Annotated in this window: 14 protein-coding genes; 3 read left to right on the top strand and 11 right to left on the bottom strand. The window is 71.4% G+C overall.

Annotated features, from left to right (window positions below; genetic code table 11):
• From Aph01nite_RS29645 to Aph01nite_RS29665, 5 genes are all read right to left on the bottom strand, one after another.
• Window positions 1–189, bottom strand: a 189-nt coding sequence (locus Aph01nite_RS29645; protein WP_204044322.1) for a hypothetical protein, incomplete at its 3' end; no start/stop codon positions are given.
• Between the two features lie 298 nt (window positions 190–487).
• Window positions 488–1,672: a multiple monosaccharide ABC transporter permease gene (mmsB, locus tag Aph01nite_RS29650; RefSeq protein ID WP_204044323.1), complete on the bottom strand. Its 1,185-nt coding sequence runs from the start codon at window positions 1,670–1,672 to the stop codon at window positions 488–490.
• Window positions 1,669–3,201 carry a multiple monosaccharide ABC transporter ATP-binding protein gene (gene mmsA, locus Aph01nite_RS29655; RefSeq protein ID WP_204044324.1) on the bottom strand — a complete coding sequence of 511 codons (1,533 nt, stop codon included), beginning with the start codon at window positions 3,199–3,201 and terminating at the stop codon, window positions 1,669–1,671. The genes mmsB and mmsA overlap by 4 nt, the downstream gene beginning before the upstream one ends.
• Window positions 3,198–4,337 (bottom strand): multiple monosaccharide ABC transporter substrate-binding protein, encoded by a 1,140-nt coding sequence (gene chvE / locus Aph01nite_RS29660; protein WP_204044325.1) that lies wholly within the window; start codon window positions 4,335–4,337, stop codon window positions 3,198–3,200. Before chvE ends, mmsA begins: the two co-directional genes overlap by 4 nt.
• Before the next feature lie 141 nt (window positions 4,338–4,478).
• Window positions 4,479–4,928 (bottom strand): MarR family winged helix-turn-helix transcriptional regulator, encoded by a 450-nt coding sequence (locus Aph01nite_RS29665; RefSeq protein ID WP_204044326.1) that lies wholly within the window; start codon window positions 4,926–4,928, stop codon window positions 4,479–4,481.
• Window positions 4,929–5,138: 210 nt separating this feature from the next.
• On the opposite strand from Aph01nite_RS29665, the gene Aph01nite_RS29670 reads away from it, so the two are divergent.
• The gene (locus Aph01nite_RS29670; protein ID WP_204044327.1) at window positions 5,139–5,675 is read left to right on the top strand and encodes an NUDIX hydrolase family protein; all 537 of its coding nucleotides are present in this window, start codon (window positions 5,139–5,141) and stop codon (window positions 5,673–5,675) included.
• A 3-nt stretch (window positions 5,676–5,678) separates the two neighbouring features.
• Here the strand turns inward: Aph01nite_RS29670 and Aph01nite_RS29675 are convergent, their stop codons facing one another.
• From Aph01nite_RS29675 to Aph01nite_RS29695, 5 genes are read right to left on the bottom strand one after another with little or no spacing between them, the layout of a single operon-like run.
• A complete protein-coding gene (locus tag Aph01nite_RS29675; RefSeq protein WP_204044328.1) occupies window positions 5,679–6,011 on the bottom strand; it encodes a YnfA family protein in 333 nt (110 codons plus the stop codon).
• A gap of 16 nt (window positions 6,012–6,027) precedes the next feature.
• Window positions 6,028–6,777, bottom strand: a complete 750-nt coding sequence (locus Aph01nite_RS29680; protein WP_204044329.1) for a nucleotidyltransferase domain-containing protein — start codon at window positions 6,775–6,777, stop codon at window positions 6,028–6,030.
• Window positions 6,774–7,421: a nucleotidyltransferase domain-containing protein gene (locus Aph01nite_RS29685; protein WP_204044330.1), complete on the bottom strand. Its 648-nt coding sequence runs from the start codon at window positions 7,419–7,421 to the stop codon at window positions 6,774–6,776. The genes Aph01nite_RS29680 and Aph01nite_RS29685 overlap by 4 nt, the downstream gene beginning before the upstream one ends.
• Window positions 7,422–7,438: 17 nt before the next feature.
• Complete coding sequence (locus Aph01nite_RS29690) at window positions 7,439–8,290, bottom strand: alpha/beta fold hydrolase (RefSeq protein ID WP_204044331.1); 852 nt, start codon at window positions 8,288–8,290, stop codon at window positions 7,439–7,441.
• Window positions 8,287–8,727 carry a helix-turn-helix domain-containing protein gene (locus Aph01nite_RS29695; RefSeq protein WP_307836811.1) on the bottom strand — a complete coding sequence of 147 codons (441 nt, stop codon included), beginning with the start codon at window positions 8,725–8,727 and terminating at the stop codon, window positions 8,287–8,289. Before Aph01nite_RS29695 ends, Aph01nite_RS29690 begins: the two co-directional genes overlap by 4 nt.
• Before the next feature lie 113 nt (window positions 8,728–8,840).
• On the opposite strand from Aph01nite_RS29695, the gene Aph01nite_RS29700 reads away from it, so the two are divergent.
• The gene (locus Aph01nite_RS29700) at window positions 8,841–10,889 is read left to right on the top strand and encodes a spermine/spermidine synthase domain-containing protein (protein WP_204044362.1); all 2,049 of its coding nucleotides are present in this window, start codon (window positions 8,841–8,843) and stop codon (window positions 10,887–10,889) included.
• 7 nt (window positions 10,890–10,896) lie between these two features.
• Here Aph01nite_RS29700 and Aph01nite_RS29705 read toward each other — a convergent pair whose 3' ends face one another.
• Window positions 10,897–13,308 carry an ABC transporter permease gene (locus Aph01nite_RS29705; RefSeq protein WP_204044332.1) on the bottom strand — a complete coding sequence of 804 codons (2,412 nt, stop codon included), beginning with the start codon at window positions 13,306–13,308 and terminating at the stop codon, window positions 10,897–10,899.
• A gap of 183 nt (window positions 13,309–13,491) precedes the next feature.
• Between Aph01nite_RS29705 and Aph01nite_RS29710 the strand changes: the two genes are divergently transcribed.
• Window positions 13,492–14,772 carry a condensation domain-containing protein gene (locus tag Aph01nite_RS29710; RefSeq protein WP_204044333.1) on the top strand — a complete coding sequence of 427 codons (1,281 nt, stop codon included), beginning with the start codon at window positions 13,492–13,494 and terminating at the stop codon, window positions 14,770–14,772.
• The last annotated feature ends 9 nt before the right edge of the window (window positions 14,773–14,781 follow it).

Here is a 14,781-nt window from a genome sequence, read left to right on the forward strand (position 1 = left end):
GGGCGCGCCGTCGCCCTTGCAGGCGAACCAGCCCTGGTAGCCCACCGTGATCTTCCCGACCACGTCGCCGGGCGGGCTGGCGGCGTTGGCCGCGCTGGTCAGCGCCGACAGCATCGTCGTGGACGACGCCGCGGCGAGAGCGGATCCGGTCACTGCGGAGGCCAGGAACCCCCGGCGGGAGACGGTCACGTGCCACTCCTTCAGGTCTGAGGGATCGTTCACGCGCCCGCCGGCGGGGTCTGGTTCGGCGAAAGACGTCGAGGCTTCATGCCGACGGGAACGCCGCCAGGGGACACGAAGCGGAGCCTGTTATCGCCGCGTAACATCGGACCGCTGGCGTCATCTTGACAGGGTCCGATATGCAAACGCAACACTCAAAAAATACGGAGGAAACTTCTACACAAGGCACGCAAGAACTCGCGCACACTGGATCGCTCCAGGATCACCTCGCCAATTCATCGGATCTTTCGGGCGTTCTGAAGGTTCATTACCGGGTCGCGCGGCGCTTGGTCCAGACGTCGAAGGCGACCGCGGCGAGGAGGACGACGCCCTTGACGAGCATGACGCGCTCGCTGGGGGAGCCGATCAGGGACATGCCGTTGTTGATCACGCCCATGATGAGGCCGCCGGTGATGGCGCCGACCACCTTGCCCACACCGCCCTGGACGGCCGCGCCGCCGATGAAGGCCGCCGCGATGGCGTCGAGTTCGAAGGCGTTGCCCGCCGTGGGGCCCGCCTGGTTGAGGCGGCCCGCGAAGATCACGCCGGCGAGCGCGGCCAGCACGCCCATGTTGACGAAGATCCAGAAGACGACCTGCCTGACGTTGATGCCGGACAGCTGCGCCGCCTGCAGGTTGCCGCCGATGGCGTAGATCTGGCGGCCGAACACCGCGCGGGTGGTGAGCAGCGAGTACGCCAGCACCAGCGCGGCCAGCAGGACCAGCACCCAGGGAAGGTTCTTGAAGCGGGCCAGCTGCACCACCACGACGATGATCACGGCGGCGGCGGTGAGCAGCTTGAGCAGGAAGACGGGGAGCGGGTCGACGCTCTGGCGGTAGCCGAGGCGGGCGGCGCGGGCGCGCCACTGCGTGGTCGCCATGCCGGCGATGACCAGCGCCCCGACGATCAGGCTGAAGACGTCGGCGCCGCCGAGCGGGCCGAGGCCCACGTTGCCGAGATAGCCGTCCGTGAAGCCGTTGGAGAGTGTGCGCACGGGGTCGGGGAAGGGGCCGATGCCCTGGTTGCCCAGCACGGTCAGGGTGAGGGCGCGGAACAGGAGCATGCCCGCGAGGGTGACGATGAAGGCCGGGATGCCGTAGTAGGCGATCCAGTAGCCCTGCCAGGCGCCGATGAGGCCGCCCGCGATCAGGGTGATCACCAGGGCCAGCGGCCAGGGCAGGCCGTACTCGACCATCAGGACGGCGGCGATGGCGCCGGTGACGGCCACGACCGAGCCGACCGACAGGTCGATGTGGCCGGCGATGATGATCAGGATCATGCCGATGGACAGGATCAGGATGTAGCTGTTCTGGACGATGATGTTGCTGATGTTCTGCGGCTGCAGCAGGGCGCCGTCGGTCAGGATCGAGAAGAGCACGACGATCAGCGCGAACGCGATGTAGATGCCGCTCTGGCGGATGTTCAGCGACCTGCCGAGCAGGGATGAGATCATCGGGGCTGTTCCTTGGTCATCAAGGCCATGAGGCGTTCCTGGGTGGCGTCGGCGCGGGCGAGCTCGCCGGTGACGCGCCCGGCCGACAGGGTGTAGATGCGGTCACAGAGGCCAAGCAGCTCGGGCAGCTCGGAGGAGATGACCAGCACGGCCTTCCCGGAGTCGGCCAGCCGGTTGATGATCGAGTAGATCTCGTACTTGGCGCCGACGTCGATGCCGCGGGTGGGCTCGTCCAGGATCAGCACGTCGGCGTCGGTGAAGATCCACTTGGACAGCACGACCTTCTGCTGGTTGCCGCCGCTGAGCTTACCGGTGACGCTGAGCACGCTGGGCGCCTTGATGCCGAGCTCGGTGCGGAACCGGTCGGCGACGCGGTACTCCTCGTTGTCGTCGACCCAGCCGCGCCGGGCCAGCCGGCCCAGGTCGGCCGCCGAGATGTTCCGCTTGATGTCCTCGATCAGGTTGAGACCGTAGCGTTTGCGGTCCTCGGTGGCGTACGCGATGCCGTGCCGGATGGCGTCCCGGACGGTCCGGATCTCGACCTGGCGGCCGTCGCGGTAGATCCGGCCGGAGATGTCCGTGCCGTACGAGCGCCCGAAGACGCTCATGGCCAGCTCGGTACGGCCCGCGCCCATCAGCCCCGCCAGCCCCACGATCTCGCCGCGGCGCACCGACAGGCTGGCTCCGGAGACGACGGCGCGCCCCCGCTGGACCGGGCTGTGCACGGTCCAGTCCTCGATCCGCAGGGCCTCGGCGCCGATGTCCGGCTCGTGCGGCGGGAACCGGTGCTCCAGGTCCCGGCCGACCATGCCGGCGATGATGCGGTCCTCGGTGACCTGGTCCTCGGCCAGGTCGAGGGTCTCGATCAGCTCGCCGTCCCGGATGATGGTGATCGAGTCGGCGATGGAGGCGACCTCGTTCAGCTTGTGCGAGATGATCACGCAGGTGACGCCGTCCTCGCGCAGGCCGCGGAGCAGGTCCAGCAGGTGCGCCGAGTCCTCGTCGTTGAGCGCGGCCGTCGGCTCGTCCAGGATGAGCAGCCGGACCTCCTTGGCCAGGGCCTTGGCGATCTCGACCAGCTGCTGCTTGCCGACGCCGATGTCGGCCACCGTGGTGACCGGGCTCTCCGGCAGGCCGACCCGGTCCAGCAGCCGGCCCGCCTCGTGGTTGGTGCGGTTCCAGTCCACCAGGCCGCGCCTGGCCCGCTCGTTGCCGAGGAAGATGTTCTCGGCGATCGACAGCTGCGGGCAGAGCGCGAGCTCCTGGTGGATGATGACGATCCCGCGCCGCTCGCTGTCGCGGATGTCGGAGAACCGCACGGGCTCGCCGTCGAAGGTGATCTCGCCCTCGTACGACCCGTGCGGGTACACCCCCGACAGCACCTTCATCAGCGTCGACTTACCGGCGCCGTTCTCCCCGCAGATGGCGTGGATCTCACCCCGGCGCACCGACAGGTTTACGTCGTGCAGCGCCCGTACGCCGGGGAAGGTCTTCGTGATGGCGCGCATGCGCAGGATGTCATCGCTCATCCGAGCTGGGACTCCTGGTAGTAGCCGGTGTCGACCAGCGCCTGCTTGTAGTTGCTCTTGTCCACGATGATGGGCTCAAGCAGGAACGAGGGCACGACCTTGTTGCCGTTCTCGTAGTCCGTGGTGTTGTTCACCTCGGGCTTGCCGCCCTTGAGCAGGGCGTCGGTCATCTTCACGGTGACGTCGGCGAGCTGCCGGGTGTCCTTGTAGATGGTCGAGTACTGCTCGTCCCCGATGATCGACTTGACCGAGGCCAGCTCGGCGTCCTGCCCCGTCACGATCGGGTACGGCTGGTCCGAGGTCCCGTAGCCGTTGCTCTTCAGCGCCGACAGGATGCCGATCGACAGGCCGTCGTACGGCGAGAGCACGCCGTCCACCTGGTCGCCGCCGCTGTAGGTCTTGGTGAGGATGTCCTCCATGCGCTTCTGCGCCGTGGCCGGGTCCCAGCGCAGGATGGCGACGGTCTTGAAGTCGGTCTGGCCGCTCTTCACGACCAGCTTGCCGCTGTCGATGTGCGGCTTGAGGATGGACATCGCGCCGTTGAAGAAGAACGTGGCGTTGTTGTCGTCGGGAGAACCGGCGAACAGTTCGACGTTGAACGGGCCCTTCGCGTCGCCTTCCGAGCCGTCGGCGTTGAGCACCTTCAGGCCGGTCAGCAGCGAGGTGGCCTGCTGCACGCCCACCTTGAAGTTGTCGAAGGTGGCGTAGTAGTCCACGTTCGGGCTGTTGCGGATCAGCCGGTCGTAGGCGATGACGGGGATCTTCTTGTCCGCCGCCTGCTGCAGCTGGGTGGTGATGGCGGTGCCGTCGATCGAGGCGATGATGAGCAGCTTGGCGCCCTTGGTGATCTGGTTCTCGATCTGGTTGACCTGCGTGGGAATGTCGTTCTCCGCGTACTGCAGGTCTACCTGGTAGCCCAGCTTCTCGAGCCCGGCTTTGACGTTGTCGCCGTCGCTGATCCAGCGCTCGGAGGACTTGGTGGGCATGGTCACGCCCACCAGCGCGCCCGCGTTGCCGGCGGACGCGGCGGCCGAGGCCTCCTGGTCGACGGTCTTCTCGCTGGAGCCGCAGGCGACGAGCCCGAAGGCCAGTACGGCGATCGCGGCGATTCTGGTCAGTGGGGAGGGGTCCATCATGGGGAAGACTGTTATCGCTAACATTGACAATGTCAATTACATGCCGGTAACAGTAGGGAAACACCGAGTTGACCTGGGCCTTTGGTCGGATCGGCAGGCCGTCGTGCCTGCGGTTGCGCTCTCATCCCCGCCCGGGGAAGGCTAGGGTGTCTCGCAGAGACGCTCCAGCACGGGCACCGCGTCCATCAGGGCGCGCAGCTCCTCGGCGGAGAGGCGCTCCAGGTGGCCGGAGAGCCAGACCTCGCGGCTGCGCAGGATCCGGGCGCGCTCCAGCATCCCGGCGTTGGTCAGCCGGATGCGGGTGGCGCGGCGGTCGGCGGAGTCCTGCTCGCGGGAGATGAGGCCGAGTTCGAACAGGCGGTTGAGCGAGCGGGTCACCGACGGCGGGCTGACGCCCTCGCTCGCGGCCAGGTCGCCGGCCGTGGTCGGCTGGTTCCTGGCCACGTTGAGGAGCAGGGAGATCAGCGCGTAGGAGAGGCCGTCGTCGTTCTGCTGCCTGAGCACCCGGCCGAGGCGTCCGAGCGCCATCCGCAGCCGGGTCAGCTCCTCGTGGCTGATCCGCACGTCGCCCGGGGATGCCGCTGTCGTCATTCCGCTCCCGGTGGTGGAGGGATTGCGTCTGTTAATAATCGTAACCTGAATCCCGCCATATGGATGATTCCGAAATAGCATCGCGAATTGCATTGGCGGTCGCGGTTAATTAGAAGAGAGAACTGAGTGTCCTCTTCTCGGGTGTCCTTCCCGGGCGCGAACCGGCGCTCCGGCCACTAGACCGGCCTGCCCGGGAAGTACGATCGGTCAATGGCCGAAATGACCGAAACCGCACATGGCTGGCTCGCTCCGGAGGAGCTGGAGTCCATCCGGAGCCGCATGCCGATCCTGTACGTCGACGCCGTGCCCGTCCGGGTCGACGAGTCCGGCGCGGTCACCCACGTGGGCCTGCTGCTCCGCATCGGCGCGGACGGGACGGTCAGCCGCGCCCTGGTCTCGGGCCGGGTGCTCTACCACGAGCGGATCAGGGACGCGCTCCTGCGCCACCTGGAGAAGGACCTCGGCCCGGTGGCGCTGCCCAGGATCCCGGCCTCGCCGCAGCCGTTCACGGTGGCGGAGTACTTCCCCACCCAGGACGTCACGCCGTACCACGACCCGCGTCAGCACGCGGTCTCGCTGGCCTACATCGTGCCGGTGGCGGGCGACTGCCGTCCCCGGCAGGACGCCCTCGACCTGGAGTGGTTCACCCCCGGCGAGGCCGCCTCGCCGATCGTGCAGCAGGAGATGACGGGCGGCCAGGGTGTGCTCCTGAAGCAGGCGCTGGCGTACGTGGGGCGCCTTTCCTGAGGGTCAGCCGCGTGGCGCGTACATGATGACGGCCACGCCCGCCAGGCAGAGGGCCGCGCCGACGAGGTCCCAGCGGTCGGGGCGGAAGCCGTCCAGGACGACGCCCCAGATGAGGGAGCCGGCCACGAACACGCCGCCGTAGGCGGCCAGGACGCGGCCGAAGTGGGCGTCCGGCTGGAAGGTCGCCACGAAGCCGTAGGCGGCCAGGGCCATGACTCCGGCCACGATCCAGGCCAGGCCGCGCTGCTCCCGCCAGCCCTGCCAGACCAGCCAGGCGCCGCCGATCTCGGCGAGGGCGGCGAGGGCGAACAGGAGCAGCGAGCGCAGGACCGTCATGACGGGTATTCCAGCACTAGCCGAGGCGGGCCCGGAGCACCAGGTCGTGCAGCGCGTCCTCGGCCGTGGCCGCGGGCGGCAGCGGCGAGTCGTCCCTGGCCTGCTCCAGCACCGCGGTCAGCCGGGTGACGTCCGCGGCCAGCACGTCCGCGGCGGGCGCGCCGCCGGGCAGGCCGCCGTGCTCGGCCGTCCGCTTGGCCGCCACCAGATCCCGCAGGTACGCCGGCCCGCCCCCGTACAGGCGGGTCAGATCGGCGACGACCTCCCCGGTCCTGACCAGGTGGATGCCCGTCAGCAGCACCCGGAAGGTGTACAGCAGCGGCTTGAGCCGCCGCTCCTTCTCGAACAGCCGCCACTGCGTACGGGCGAAGCCCAGGTAGTGGTAGGCGTGGAACCGCGTCAGGCAGCCCGGTACGAGCGACACCAGCTCCCGGTGCAGCGGCGAGCTGGCCACCACCAGCGGCGAGAGCAGCTGCTCCAGCACGTAGCCGTTGCGGTTCAGCAGCAGCCCGCAGAACTTGGCCAGGTCGTGCGTGACCAGGTCCACCTCGACGCCGCCCCGGTGCCACGTCCTGGTGACGGTCTCCTCGCCCTGCCGCAGCCCGGCGATCTCGGTCAGCGGCAGCTGGTGCACCCCCCGCAGGTCCACGTCGGAGTCGACGGAGGGGAACCCGTACAGGTGGGCGCCGCTCACCGTGGCGAAGACGAGGGGGTACGGCTGCTCGGCCGGGATCGAGGCCAGCCAGTCCGGCAGGGTAGCGGTCACGACATCGACTTTCGTACGGCCACCAGGAAATCCTCCACGGCGGCGCGGTCAGGATTCTCGGGCAGCGCGCACGGGGACGCGCCGAGGCCGGCGGTCAGGTCGTCGCGCCAGGCGGCCACCTCGGCCCAGGAGAGCTCCCCGCGCCGGACGGCCAGCAGCCGGTCGCGGTGGGCGCCGACCTGGACCAGGGGCTCGCCGTGCAGGACCAGGTGGCGGCCGGAGAGCAGCAGGCGGATCATGTGCATGGCCTGCTTCCACTTCGGCGACTCCGGATTGAGCCGTTTGAACTGGGCGGCCGCGTACTCCAGGAAGGACTGCCTGACCCGCTGGGAGAGGAACGCGCGCCGCAGCGCCACCAGCTCGGTCCCGACCGGGGTGATCTTCTCCACGATCGGGGACCACAGGCATTCGAGCACGGTGGGGTTGCCGGCCAGGGCGAGCGTGACGAAGCGTTCCAGCTCCCAGGAGAACTGCTCGGGCAGCGGCCCCTCCAGGTGCGCCGGCGGCTTGTCCAGCCGCCAGAACAGCGGCGTGGGCGCCGCGTAGACGCCCCGCCGGTCGGTGTCGGAGCCGGAGGTCTCCAGCCCGTACGCCCGGGACCCGGTCACGACCGAGAGCACGGTGTGGTCGGTGATCAGATCCATAGCGGACAACCATGCCATTACAGGGCGGTTGACCGCATCCCCGTTCTCAGGAACTCCAGGATCGGCCCGTTCTGCGAGGGCACCAGATGCCCGGCCTCGGGCAGCAGGCGCACGGTCGCGTCCGGAGCCGCGGTCTCCAGCCTGGCCTTGGTGGCGGCGGAGTCGAGCATCGCGTCCCGGCCGCCGACCACGGCCAGCACCGGCATGGTCAGGCGGCCCAGCTCCTCGTCGGTGAAGAGCGGGATGCGCTCCCGGCGGGGACGGAAGTGCCGGTGGATGAGCAGGACGTAGTCGGCGAACGCCGCGTCCCCCGGGTCCTCGGTCACCCCCAGGATCAGATGCATGGCGGCCCGCCCGCGGCCGAGCAGCTGGAGCAGCAGCGCGCCCAGCAGCACGAGCACCTTCTGGCGGCCGACCCCCGCCGGGCAGACCAGGGCCAGCCGCTCCACCCGGTCCGGCCGCCGGACGGCGTAGTCGAGGGCGAGCCAGCCGCCGAGGGACATGCCGACGATGGACGCGCTCGCGACCCCGAGCCCGGCCAGCACCTCGTCCAGCCAGCGCGCGTACGCCTCGGAGCCCAGTTCGGGACGGGACCGCGCGCTCAGGCCCGGCTCGCCGATCATGTCGATCGCGTAGAGCCGGAAGTCGCGCGACCAGGTCTCCACGTCGTAGCGCCACATCGCGGCGTTGGACGCGGAGCCGTGCAGCAGGAGCACGGGCGGCGCGTCCGCGGGCCCGCAGGCCAGCACGAACGTGTCGCCCGCGCCGGTCGGCACGGTGATCTGCTCGCTCGGCACCGGCCAGTCCGCCAGGTACTCCCGGTACCGCCGCTCGATCTGCCGGGCGCCCGCCTCGGATTTGTAGATCATGTCAGCTCCTTCGCCAGGGTGGCGATGATGCGCAGCAGTTCGGCCGAGTCCTCCAGGCCGCCCAGGATGACGATCCGCAGGGCGGCCCGCTCCTCGTCGTAGATCGACTCGATCCGCAGCGGCACGCCGTCCCTGGGCCCGCTCCCGCCCAGGGCGGTCAGCGTCACGGTCAGCCGGTCCACCGCGGCGCGGCCGATCGCGTCGATCCGCACCACCGTGGACACCTCGGCGTGCCGGTGCCGCCGGGCGGTCTCCCGCGCGGGCGGCTCCACCGGCCTGCCGGTGAACGCCTCCAGGTCCTCGCGGGCGATCCGGTACTGCTTGCCGATCCGCACCGCCTTGAGCTTCCCGTCCCTGACGTAGCCCCGGACGGTCTTGACGTGCAGCCCGAGCAGGTCCGCGACCTGCTCCACCGAGTACGGCGCTTGCTCCATCATGCCTTGTCCTTCTCTATCATTCCCTATCGAAGGGAACTATACAGGAAGATGGGGAGTGGGAATTCGGGCATCTGGTTCGGACTGGCGTTCTTCGCTAGCCTCCACCCGTGACGATGCAAGCAGACGCGACTCTGCACGAGGACGACGGCGCACCCCCCGACCACTGGCTGCCCGTGCGGCCCAGGCTGGTGGTGGCGAGCGCGTTCATGCTGTTCCTGGAACTCGCGCTGATCCGGTGGACCGGGTCCAACATCGTCCACCTGAGTTACTTCACCAACTTCGTCCTGCTCGGCTCGTTCCTCGGCATCGGCCTGGGCTTCCTGCGGGTCGGGCGGAGCAAGCGGCAGCCGTACTACTCGCCGGTCCTGCTGGCCGTGCTGGTGCTCGTCGTCAGCTTCTTCCCGGTCGTGGTCAACCGGGAGACCGAGGGCGTGCTGTACTTCACCAGCCTGAGCACCAGCGGCCCGCCGGCCTGGCTGATCCTGCCGATCATCTTCGTGACGGCGGCGCTGGTGCTGATGGGGCCGGCCGAGCTGGTCGGCCGCTGCTTCCCCGAGTTGCCGCGCCTGGAGGCGTACCGGTTCGACCTGATCGGCAGCCTGATCGGCATCGGCCTGTTCACGCTGCTGTCCTTCCTCAGCGCGCCGCCGCTCGTCTGGGGCCTCGTCGCCGCCGTCTCGTACGGCGTGCTGCTCCGCCCCAAGTCCATCGCGGTCCACTTCGGCCTCGTGATCGCGCCCTCCGTGCTCGTGGTGACGGCGCTCGCGCTTGAAACGTTCACGGCGGGGGCGCTCTGGTCGCCGTACTACAAGGTGACCGAGACCAAGTTCGACCGGGACGGCGTGCCGATCATGCGGATCGACGTGAACGGCATCCCGCACCAGGAGGCCATCCCGGCCGCCCGCCGCCTGGAGTGGGAACCCCAGTACGGCACGCCGTACGACCGGGCCGCCACCAAGACCCTGGACGACGTGCTGATCGTCGGCGCGGGCAGCGGCACCGACGTGGCCATCGCGCTGGCCAAGGGCGCCAAGCGCGTGGACGCCGTCGAGATCGACCCCAAGCTGCGCGAGCTCGGCGGCACCTTCCACCCCGACCGGCCCTACCAGGACCCGCGCGTCACCACCCACATCAACGACGGCCGCGCCTTCCTCGAACGCACCGACAAGAAGTACGACCTGATCCTTTTCGCGCTGCCCGACTCGCTCACCCTGGTGTCGGGGGCCAGCTCGCTGCGGCTGGAGAGCTACCTGTTCACCGAGCAGGCCATGCGCTCGGCCCAGGAGCACCTCAAGCCCGGCGGCGCGTTCGCGATGTACAACTACTACCGCGAGATCTGGCTGATGGACCGGCTGGCCGCCACCGCGCAGGCCGCCTTCGGCCACAAGCCGTGTGTGGACGTGGTCGGCTGGGGTCAGCAGGCCGTCATCACCGCCGGGCTCACCCCCGCCGACCAGGTCTGCGCGTCCGAGTGGGGCGGCGCGTCCGCCGACACCCCGCCGCCGACCAGTGACGACCGGCCGTTCCTCTACCTGCACGACACGTCCATCCCGATGCTCTACCTGGTCGCGCTCGGCCTGATCCTGCTGGTCAGCCTGCTCGCCGTACGGGCGGTGGCGGGGCCGTTCCGGACCATGCGGCCGTACGCGGACCTGTTCCTGCTGGGGGTCGGCTTCCTGCTCCTGGAGACCAAGAACGTCACCGGGTTCGCGCTGCTGTTCGGCACCACCTGGCTGGTCAACGCCATCGTGTTCGGCGGCGTCCTGGTCGCGGTGCTCGCCGCCGTGGAGGTCACCCGCCGCTTCCGCACCCCGTCCCTGCCCGTCATGTACGGCGTGGTCCTGGCCGGACTGGCCATCGGCTGGCTGGTGCCCAACGCCTGGCTGCTTTCGCTGCCGGTGCCGCTGCGCCTGGTCACGGCAGTGGTGATCGCGTTCCTGCCGATCTTCGCGGCGAACGTGGTCTTCGCGAAGCGGTTCGCCGAGACCGAGAACGGCACGATTGCCTTCGGCGCCAACCTGCTCGGCGCGATGGTCGGCGGCTGCCTGGAGTACCTGGCGCTGGTGGTCGGCTACAACGCCCTGCTGATCGTGGCCGGGCTGCTCTACCTGGGCGCGTTCGCGCTCCTGCCGAGAGCCGCGCGCGGTTCCGTGACGGCCTGACCGGGTTTCACTCCGCCCGCAGGACGGCGGCGACGCGGATGCGCGCGGCCGTCCTGGCGGGCCACGCCGACAGGCAGGCCGCGGCCAGCAGCGCCGCCGGGGCGATCAGCAGCAGCGTGCCTCCCGGCGTCGGCGGCGCGTAGAGCATCGGGGCGCTCTCGGCGACGCCGCGCCACAGGATGCGGCCCAGCGCCAGGCCCAGCGGCACCCCGGCGGCCAGGCCGACCAGGGCCAGCACCGCCGCCTGGGTCAGCACGATCCAGCGGGACTGCGCGGGCGTCATGCCCAGCGCCCGCAGCACCGCCACCTCGTGCCGCCGCCGCCGGACCCCGGCCGCCAGGGTGTGGCCGGTGGCGGCAAGCGCCAGCAGCGCCAGGAACCCGCCGAGCGCGGACGGGAGGGCGGAGATGCCCCTGATCTCGGCCAGCTGCCGGGGCTCGAAGAACGGCACGAAGCCGAGGTCGCCGTCCCCCGAGCCGCCTCCCACGGCGGCGCTCGCGACACGGCCGAGCCGGTCGGCCACGGCGGCGACGTCCGCGCCCGGGCGCAGGGCCACGAGGGCCAGGCCGACCTCGTAGGAGCGGGCCAGGCTGTGGTAGACGCGATCGGGGGCCAGCGCGCCCTCCGCGTAGTTGTTGGCCGGACCCTCCGGGACGAAGCCGACGCCGGAGACGGTGACGTCGCGGGTGCCCAGCTCGCCGGTGAGCGCGATCCGGTCGCCGACGCCCACGCCCAGCGTGTCCGCCGTCCGCGCCGCCAGCAGGACCTCCCCGTCGGAGGCGGGCAGCCGTCCCGCCCTGAGCCGGCCGGCGGGGATCGGGTGGCGGCCGGGGGCGTAGCCGTACAGGGCGAAGGTGACGTCGCCGGAGACGACGGTGGAGACCGGGCGTTCCTCGATGCCCGCCACGTCCGGGTCGGCGGCCAGGGCGGGGATCAGCCGGTCGGGGGGCGCGCCCACGCCGTTGAAGCCGATGAAGACGAGGAGCTGGTGGGTCTGGCCGTACCGGGCCGGGTTGACGCCCGCGTCGTGGACGCCGGCGGCGAAGGTGAAGGCGGCCATCACGCCCAGCACGCCCGCCACGGTCCCGGTGAGGGCCGAGCCGACCGGGAGGGTGTCCACGCCCCTGCCGCGTTCCAGGGCGAAGCGCAGGCCGGTCTGGACGGGCACCGGCCAGCCCCGCCGCCCGGCGGCGACGGCGATCAGCGACGGGGTGCGGCGGCGCGGCGACCGCGCGGCGGCGAGCAGGATCCAGGCGTATCCGGCCGCGCTCGCCGCCAGTACGGCGGGCACGCCCAGCAGGCCGGGCAGGAGCACGGCCCAGTCGAGGTCGAAGCCGGGACGCGGCTCGTACGCGGCCGCCGCGCCGATCGGCATCCACGGCGACACCGCCGCGGCCCCCAGCACCCCCAGCGCGGACCCGGCCAGCGAGGCCAGCGCCGGGCCGAGGGCGGCGGCGGTCGCCGCCTGCCGCGGGGTGAGACCGGGCGCGCGCAGCGTGCGCAGCGCGGGGACGGCCGCGCTGACCAGGCGGGCCGCGGACTGGCCGGCCAGCAGCGCGCCCGCCGACAGCACGGCCAGGCCGAGCGCCAGCAGCACCGCGGCCTCGTACGCGAGCAGCCGGTCCACCTGCCGGCGCACGCCCGCCAGATTCTCGATTTTGACGGCCGGGAGGCCGGTCAGCTCCGCGAGCCGGGCACGGAACGCCGGTAACCCCGCTTCGCCGTCCGTCAGCCGGACGAGCCCGATCGTGAAGCCGCCGCGCCGGTCCGTGCCGATGAAATTTTCGCGATATTTCAGGAACAATCCGGGCGACGGGAGGATCGTTCCCAGGGCCCCGCTCGGGTCCACGAAGTACGGCGACCGGATCACTCCGACGATGCGCGCCGTGATCCTCGGCCCGTGCCGGAGCCCGGCCCCGTCCGAGTCCCCGACCAGGTCGGCCTCCTCGGGCGTGCTCAGCCGGATCACCACCGTGTCGCCGACGCCCTTGCCGTACTCGTCCAGGAAGCGGGGGAGCACGACCACCTCGTCGGGGCGGGACGGGTCGGGCAGCCGCCCGGCCAGCACCACCGGGCGCTCGACGGAGCGCCAGACCTCGGCGTCGGCCGGGGGAGCGGAGTCCCAGCCCAGCTGAACGCCCTCCACGGAGATGGCGGACACGGCCAGCGGCGCGACCGCCGCGACGCCCGGCAGGGCCCGGGCGCGGTCCCAGTCGAAGTCCGGGATCTGGCTCTGCACCAGCACGTCGGCGGGCAGGGCGCCGGCCCGCAGCCGTTCCTGCGCGGACGCGCCGCGCCGGGCGCCCGCGACCGCGGCCAGGACGGTGGCCAGCGTGAGCGCGACGAGCACGGCCAGGGCGGCGTGCGCCCGCCACCTCGGGGCGACGGCGATCGCCAGCCAGGCACCGGAGAACCTCATCACGACCCCTCGGCCGACGACACGCGGATGGCCCGAATATCCGCCGGGGCGGCGCGGCGCGCCACCGGGCTAGCCCTCATGTTGACCGTCCAGCGGCCCCTGGTTAGCATCCGGATGCGCTCCCTCGAAATTTTCGCACGACAGTGAAAACTTTTCGGTCCCGAGATCAGGAGGGGGCGACGGGTGTACGCCGACTTCGGTGGCGGCAGGTCCGGGCAGGCACCGCTGACCTGGGGGCAGCGAGGGATCTGGGACGCCATGGCGCGCAATCCGCCGGGCCATTTCAACATCGGGCGGGTGCTGATGGTGCCCCGGCGCGGCGGGGCCGAGGTCGCCGAGGTGGCCCGCGCGGTCGGGCTGCTGGCCAAGCGGCACGAGGCGCTGCGCACCCAGGTGGCGCTCGTCGAGGGCGAGCCCCGGCAGGTGGTGCGGGCGTCCGGGCGCATCCCGCTGACCGTCGTGGCGGCCGACCCCGCCGACGCCGCCGAGGCGGCCTGCGGGTTCCTGACGCGGTGGACGGCCGAGGCGTTCGACCACGAAGTGGAGTGGCCGCTGCGGGTGGGGGTGGTCTCCTCGGGCGGCCGGGTGCGCTGGATGGCCCTGGTCCTGTCCCATCTGGCGGCGGACGGGCACGCCACCGAGATCGTCCTGCGCGACCTGCGCCTGCTGCTGCGCCAGGACGCCATCGGCGGGCCGCCGCCCGCCCAGCCGCTGGACCTGGCCCGCGAGCAGCACGACGCCGGCGCGCGCCGTACCCGTGCCGCCATCGACTTCTGGACCGGGCAGTACGAGCGGGTCGCGCCCGTCATGTTCTCGCCCGTGCACACCGGCTCGGGGCCCCGGCACCGGCGGGTCCGGCTCACCTCCGAGCCGCTCGCCGCCGCCGCGGGGAAGGTCGCCGACCGGCACCGGGTCAGCTCCTCGACCGTCCTGCTGGCCGCCACGGCCGCGCTGGTCGGGGCGCGGACCGGCCACGCCTCGGTGGCCCTGTCCACCATCGTCGGCAACCGGTTCTCCGCCGGGCTGCGCGGCATGGTCACCACCCTCGACCAGCTCGGCCTGTTCGTGCTCGATCTGGCGCCCGGGGCCGGGCTCGACGAGCTGGTGCCGCGGGCCTGGCGGGCCGCGCTGGCCGCCTACCGGCACGCCTACTACGACCAGCCCGCCCTGGACGCGGCGCTGGCCGCGATGGGGCGGCGGCGCGGGGCTGAGCTGAACCCGTACTGCTGCTTCAACGACGTGCGGCAGCCCGGCGGTGGCTCCGCGGTGGCCCCGGACGCCTCGTCGCGGCTGGACTGGCTGCCCGACCCGGACGGCATCCGCTGCCGGTTCTGCCTCCTCGTCGGGGACGCCCCCGGCGCCGGGCTGGTCCTCCAGCTGACGGCGGACACGCGCTGCCTGACCTCCGACCAGATCGCGCGGTTCCTGCCGGAGCTGGAGAACCTCGTCCTGTCAGCTGTCTGATCAGCCGTC

It is taken from the genome of Acrocarpospora phusangensis, assembly GCF_016862995.1.
In the GTDB taxonomy this organism is placed as follows: Bacteria; Actinomycetota; Actinomycetes; order Streptosporangiales; family Streptosporangiaceae; genus Acrocarpospora; species Acrocarpospora phusangensis.

Coding starts and splice junctions, on each gene's coding strand:
- Aph01nite_RS29670 (WP_204044327.1), top strand. CDS start 5,139: ATGGCCGAAATGACCGAAACCGCACATGGCTGGCTCGCTCCGGAGGAG.
- Aph01nite_RS29695 (WP_307836811.1), bottom strand. CDS start 8,727: ATGATGGAGCAAGCGCCGTACTCGGTGGAGCAGGTCGCGGACCTGCTC.
- chvE (WP_204044325.1), bottom strand. CDS start 4,337: ATGATGGACCCCTCCCCACTGACCAGAATCGCCGCGATCGCCGTACTG.
- mmsA (WP_204044324.1), bottom strand. CDS start 3,201: ATGAGCGATGACATCCTGCGCATGCGCGCCATCACGAAGACCTTCCCC.
- Aph01nite_RS29665 (WP_204044326.1), bottom strand. CDS start 4,928: ATGACGACAGCGGCATCCCCGGGCGACGTGCGGATCAGCCACGAGGAG.
- mmsB (WP_204044323.1), bottom strand. CDS start 1,672: ATGATCTCATCCCTGCTCGGCAGGTCGCTGAACATCCGCCAGAGCGGC.
- Aph01nite_RS29705 (WP_204044332.1), bottom strand. CDS start 13,308: ATGAGGTTCTCCGGTGCCTGGCTGGCGATCGCCGTCGCCCCGAGGTGG.
- Aph01nite_RS29700 (WP_204044362.1), top strand. CDS start 8,841: ATGCAAGCAGACGCGACTCTGCACGAGGACGACGGCGCACCCCCCGAC.
- Aph01nite_RS29690 (WP_204044331.1), bottom strand. CDS start 8,290: ATGATCTACAAATCCGAGGCGGGCGCCCGGCAGATCGAGCGGCGGTAC.
- Aph01nite_RS29685 (WP_204044330.1), bottom strand. CDS start 7,421: ATGGATCTGATCACCGACCACACCGTGCTCTCGGTCGTGACCGGGTCC.
- Aph01nite_RS29675 (WP_204044328.1), bottom strand. CDS start 6,011: ATGACGGTCCTGCGCTCGCTGCTCCTGTTCGCCCTCGCCGCCCTCGCC.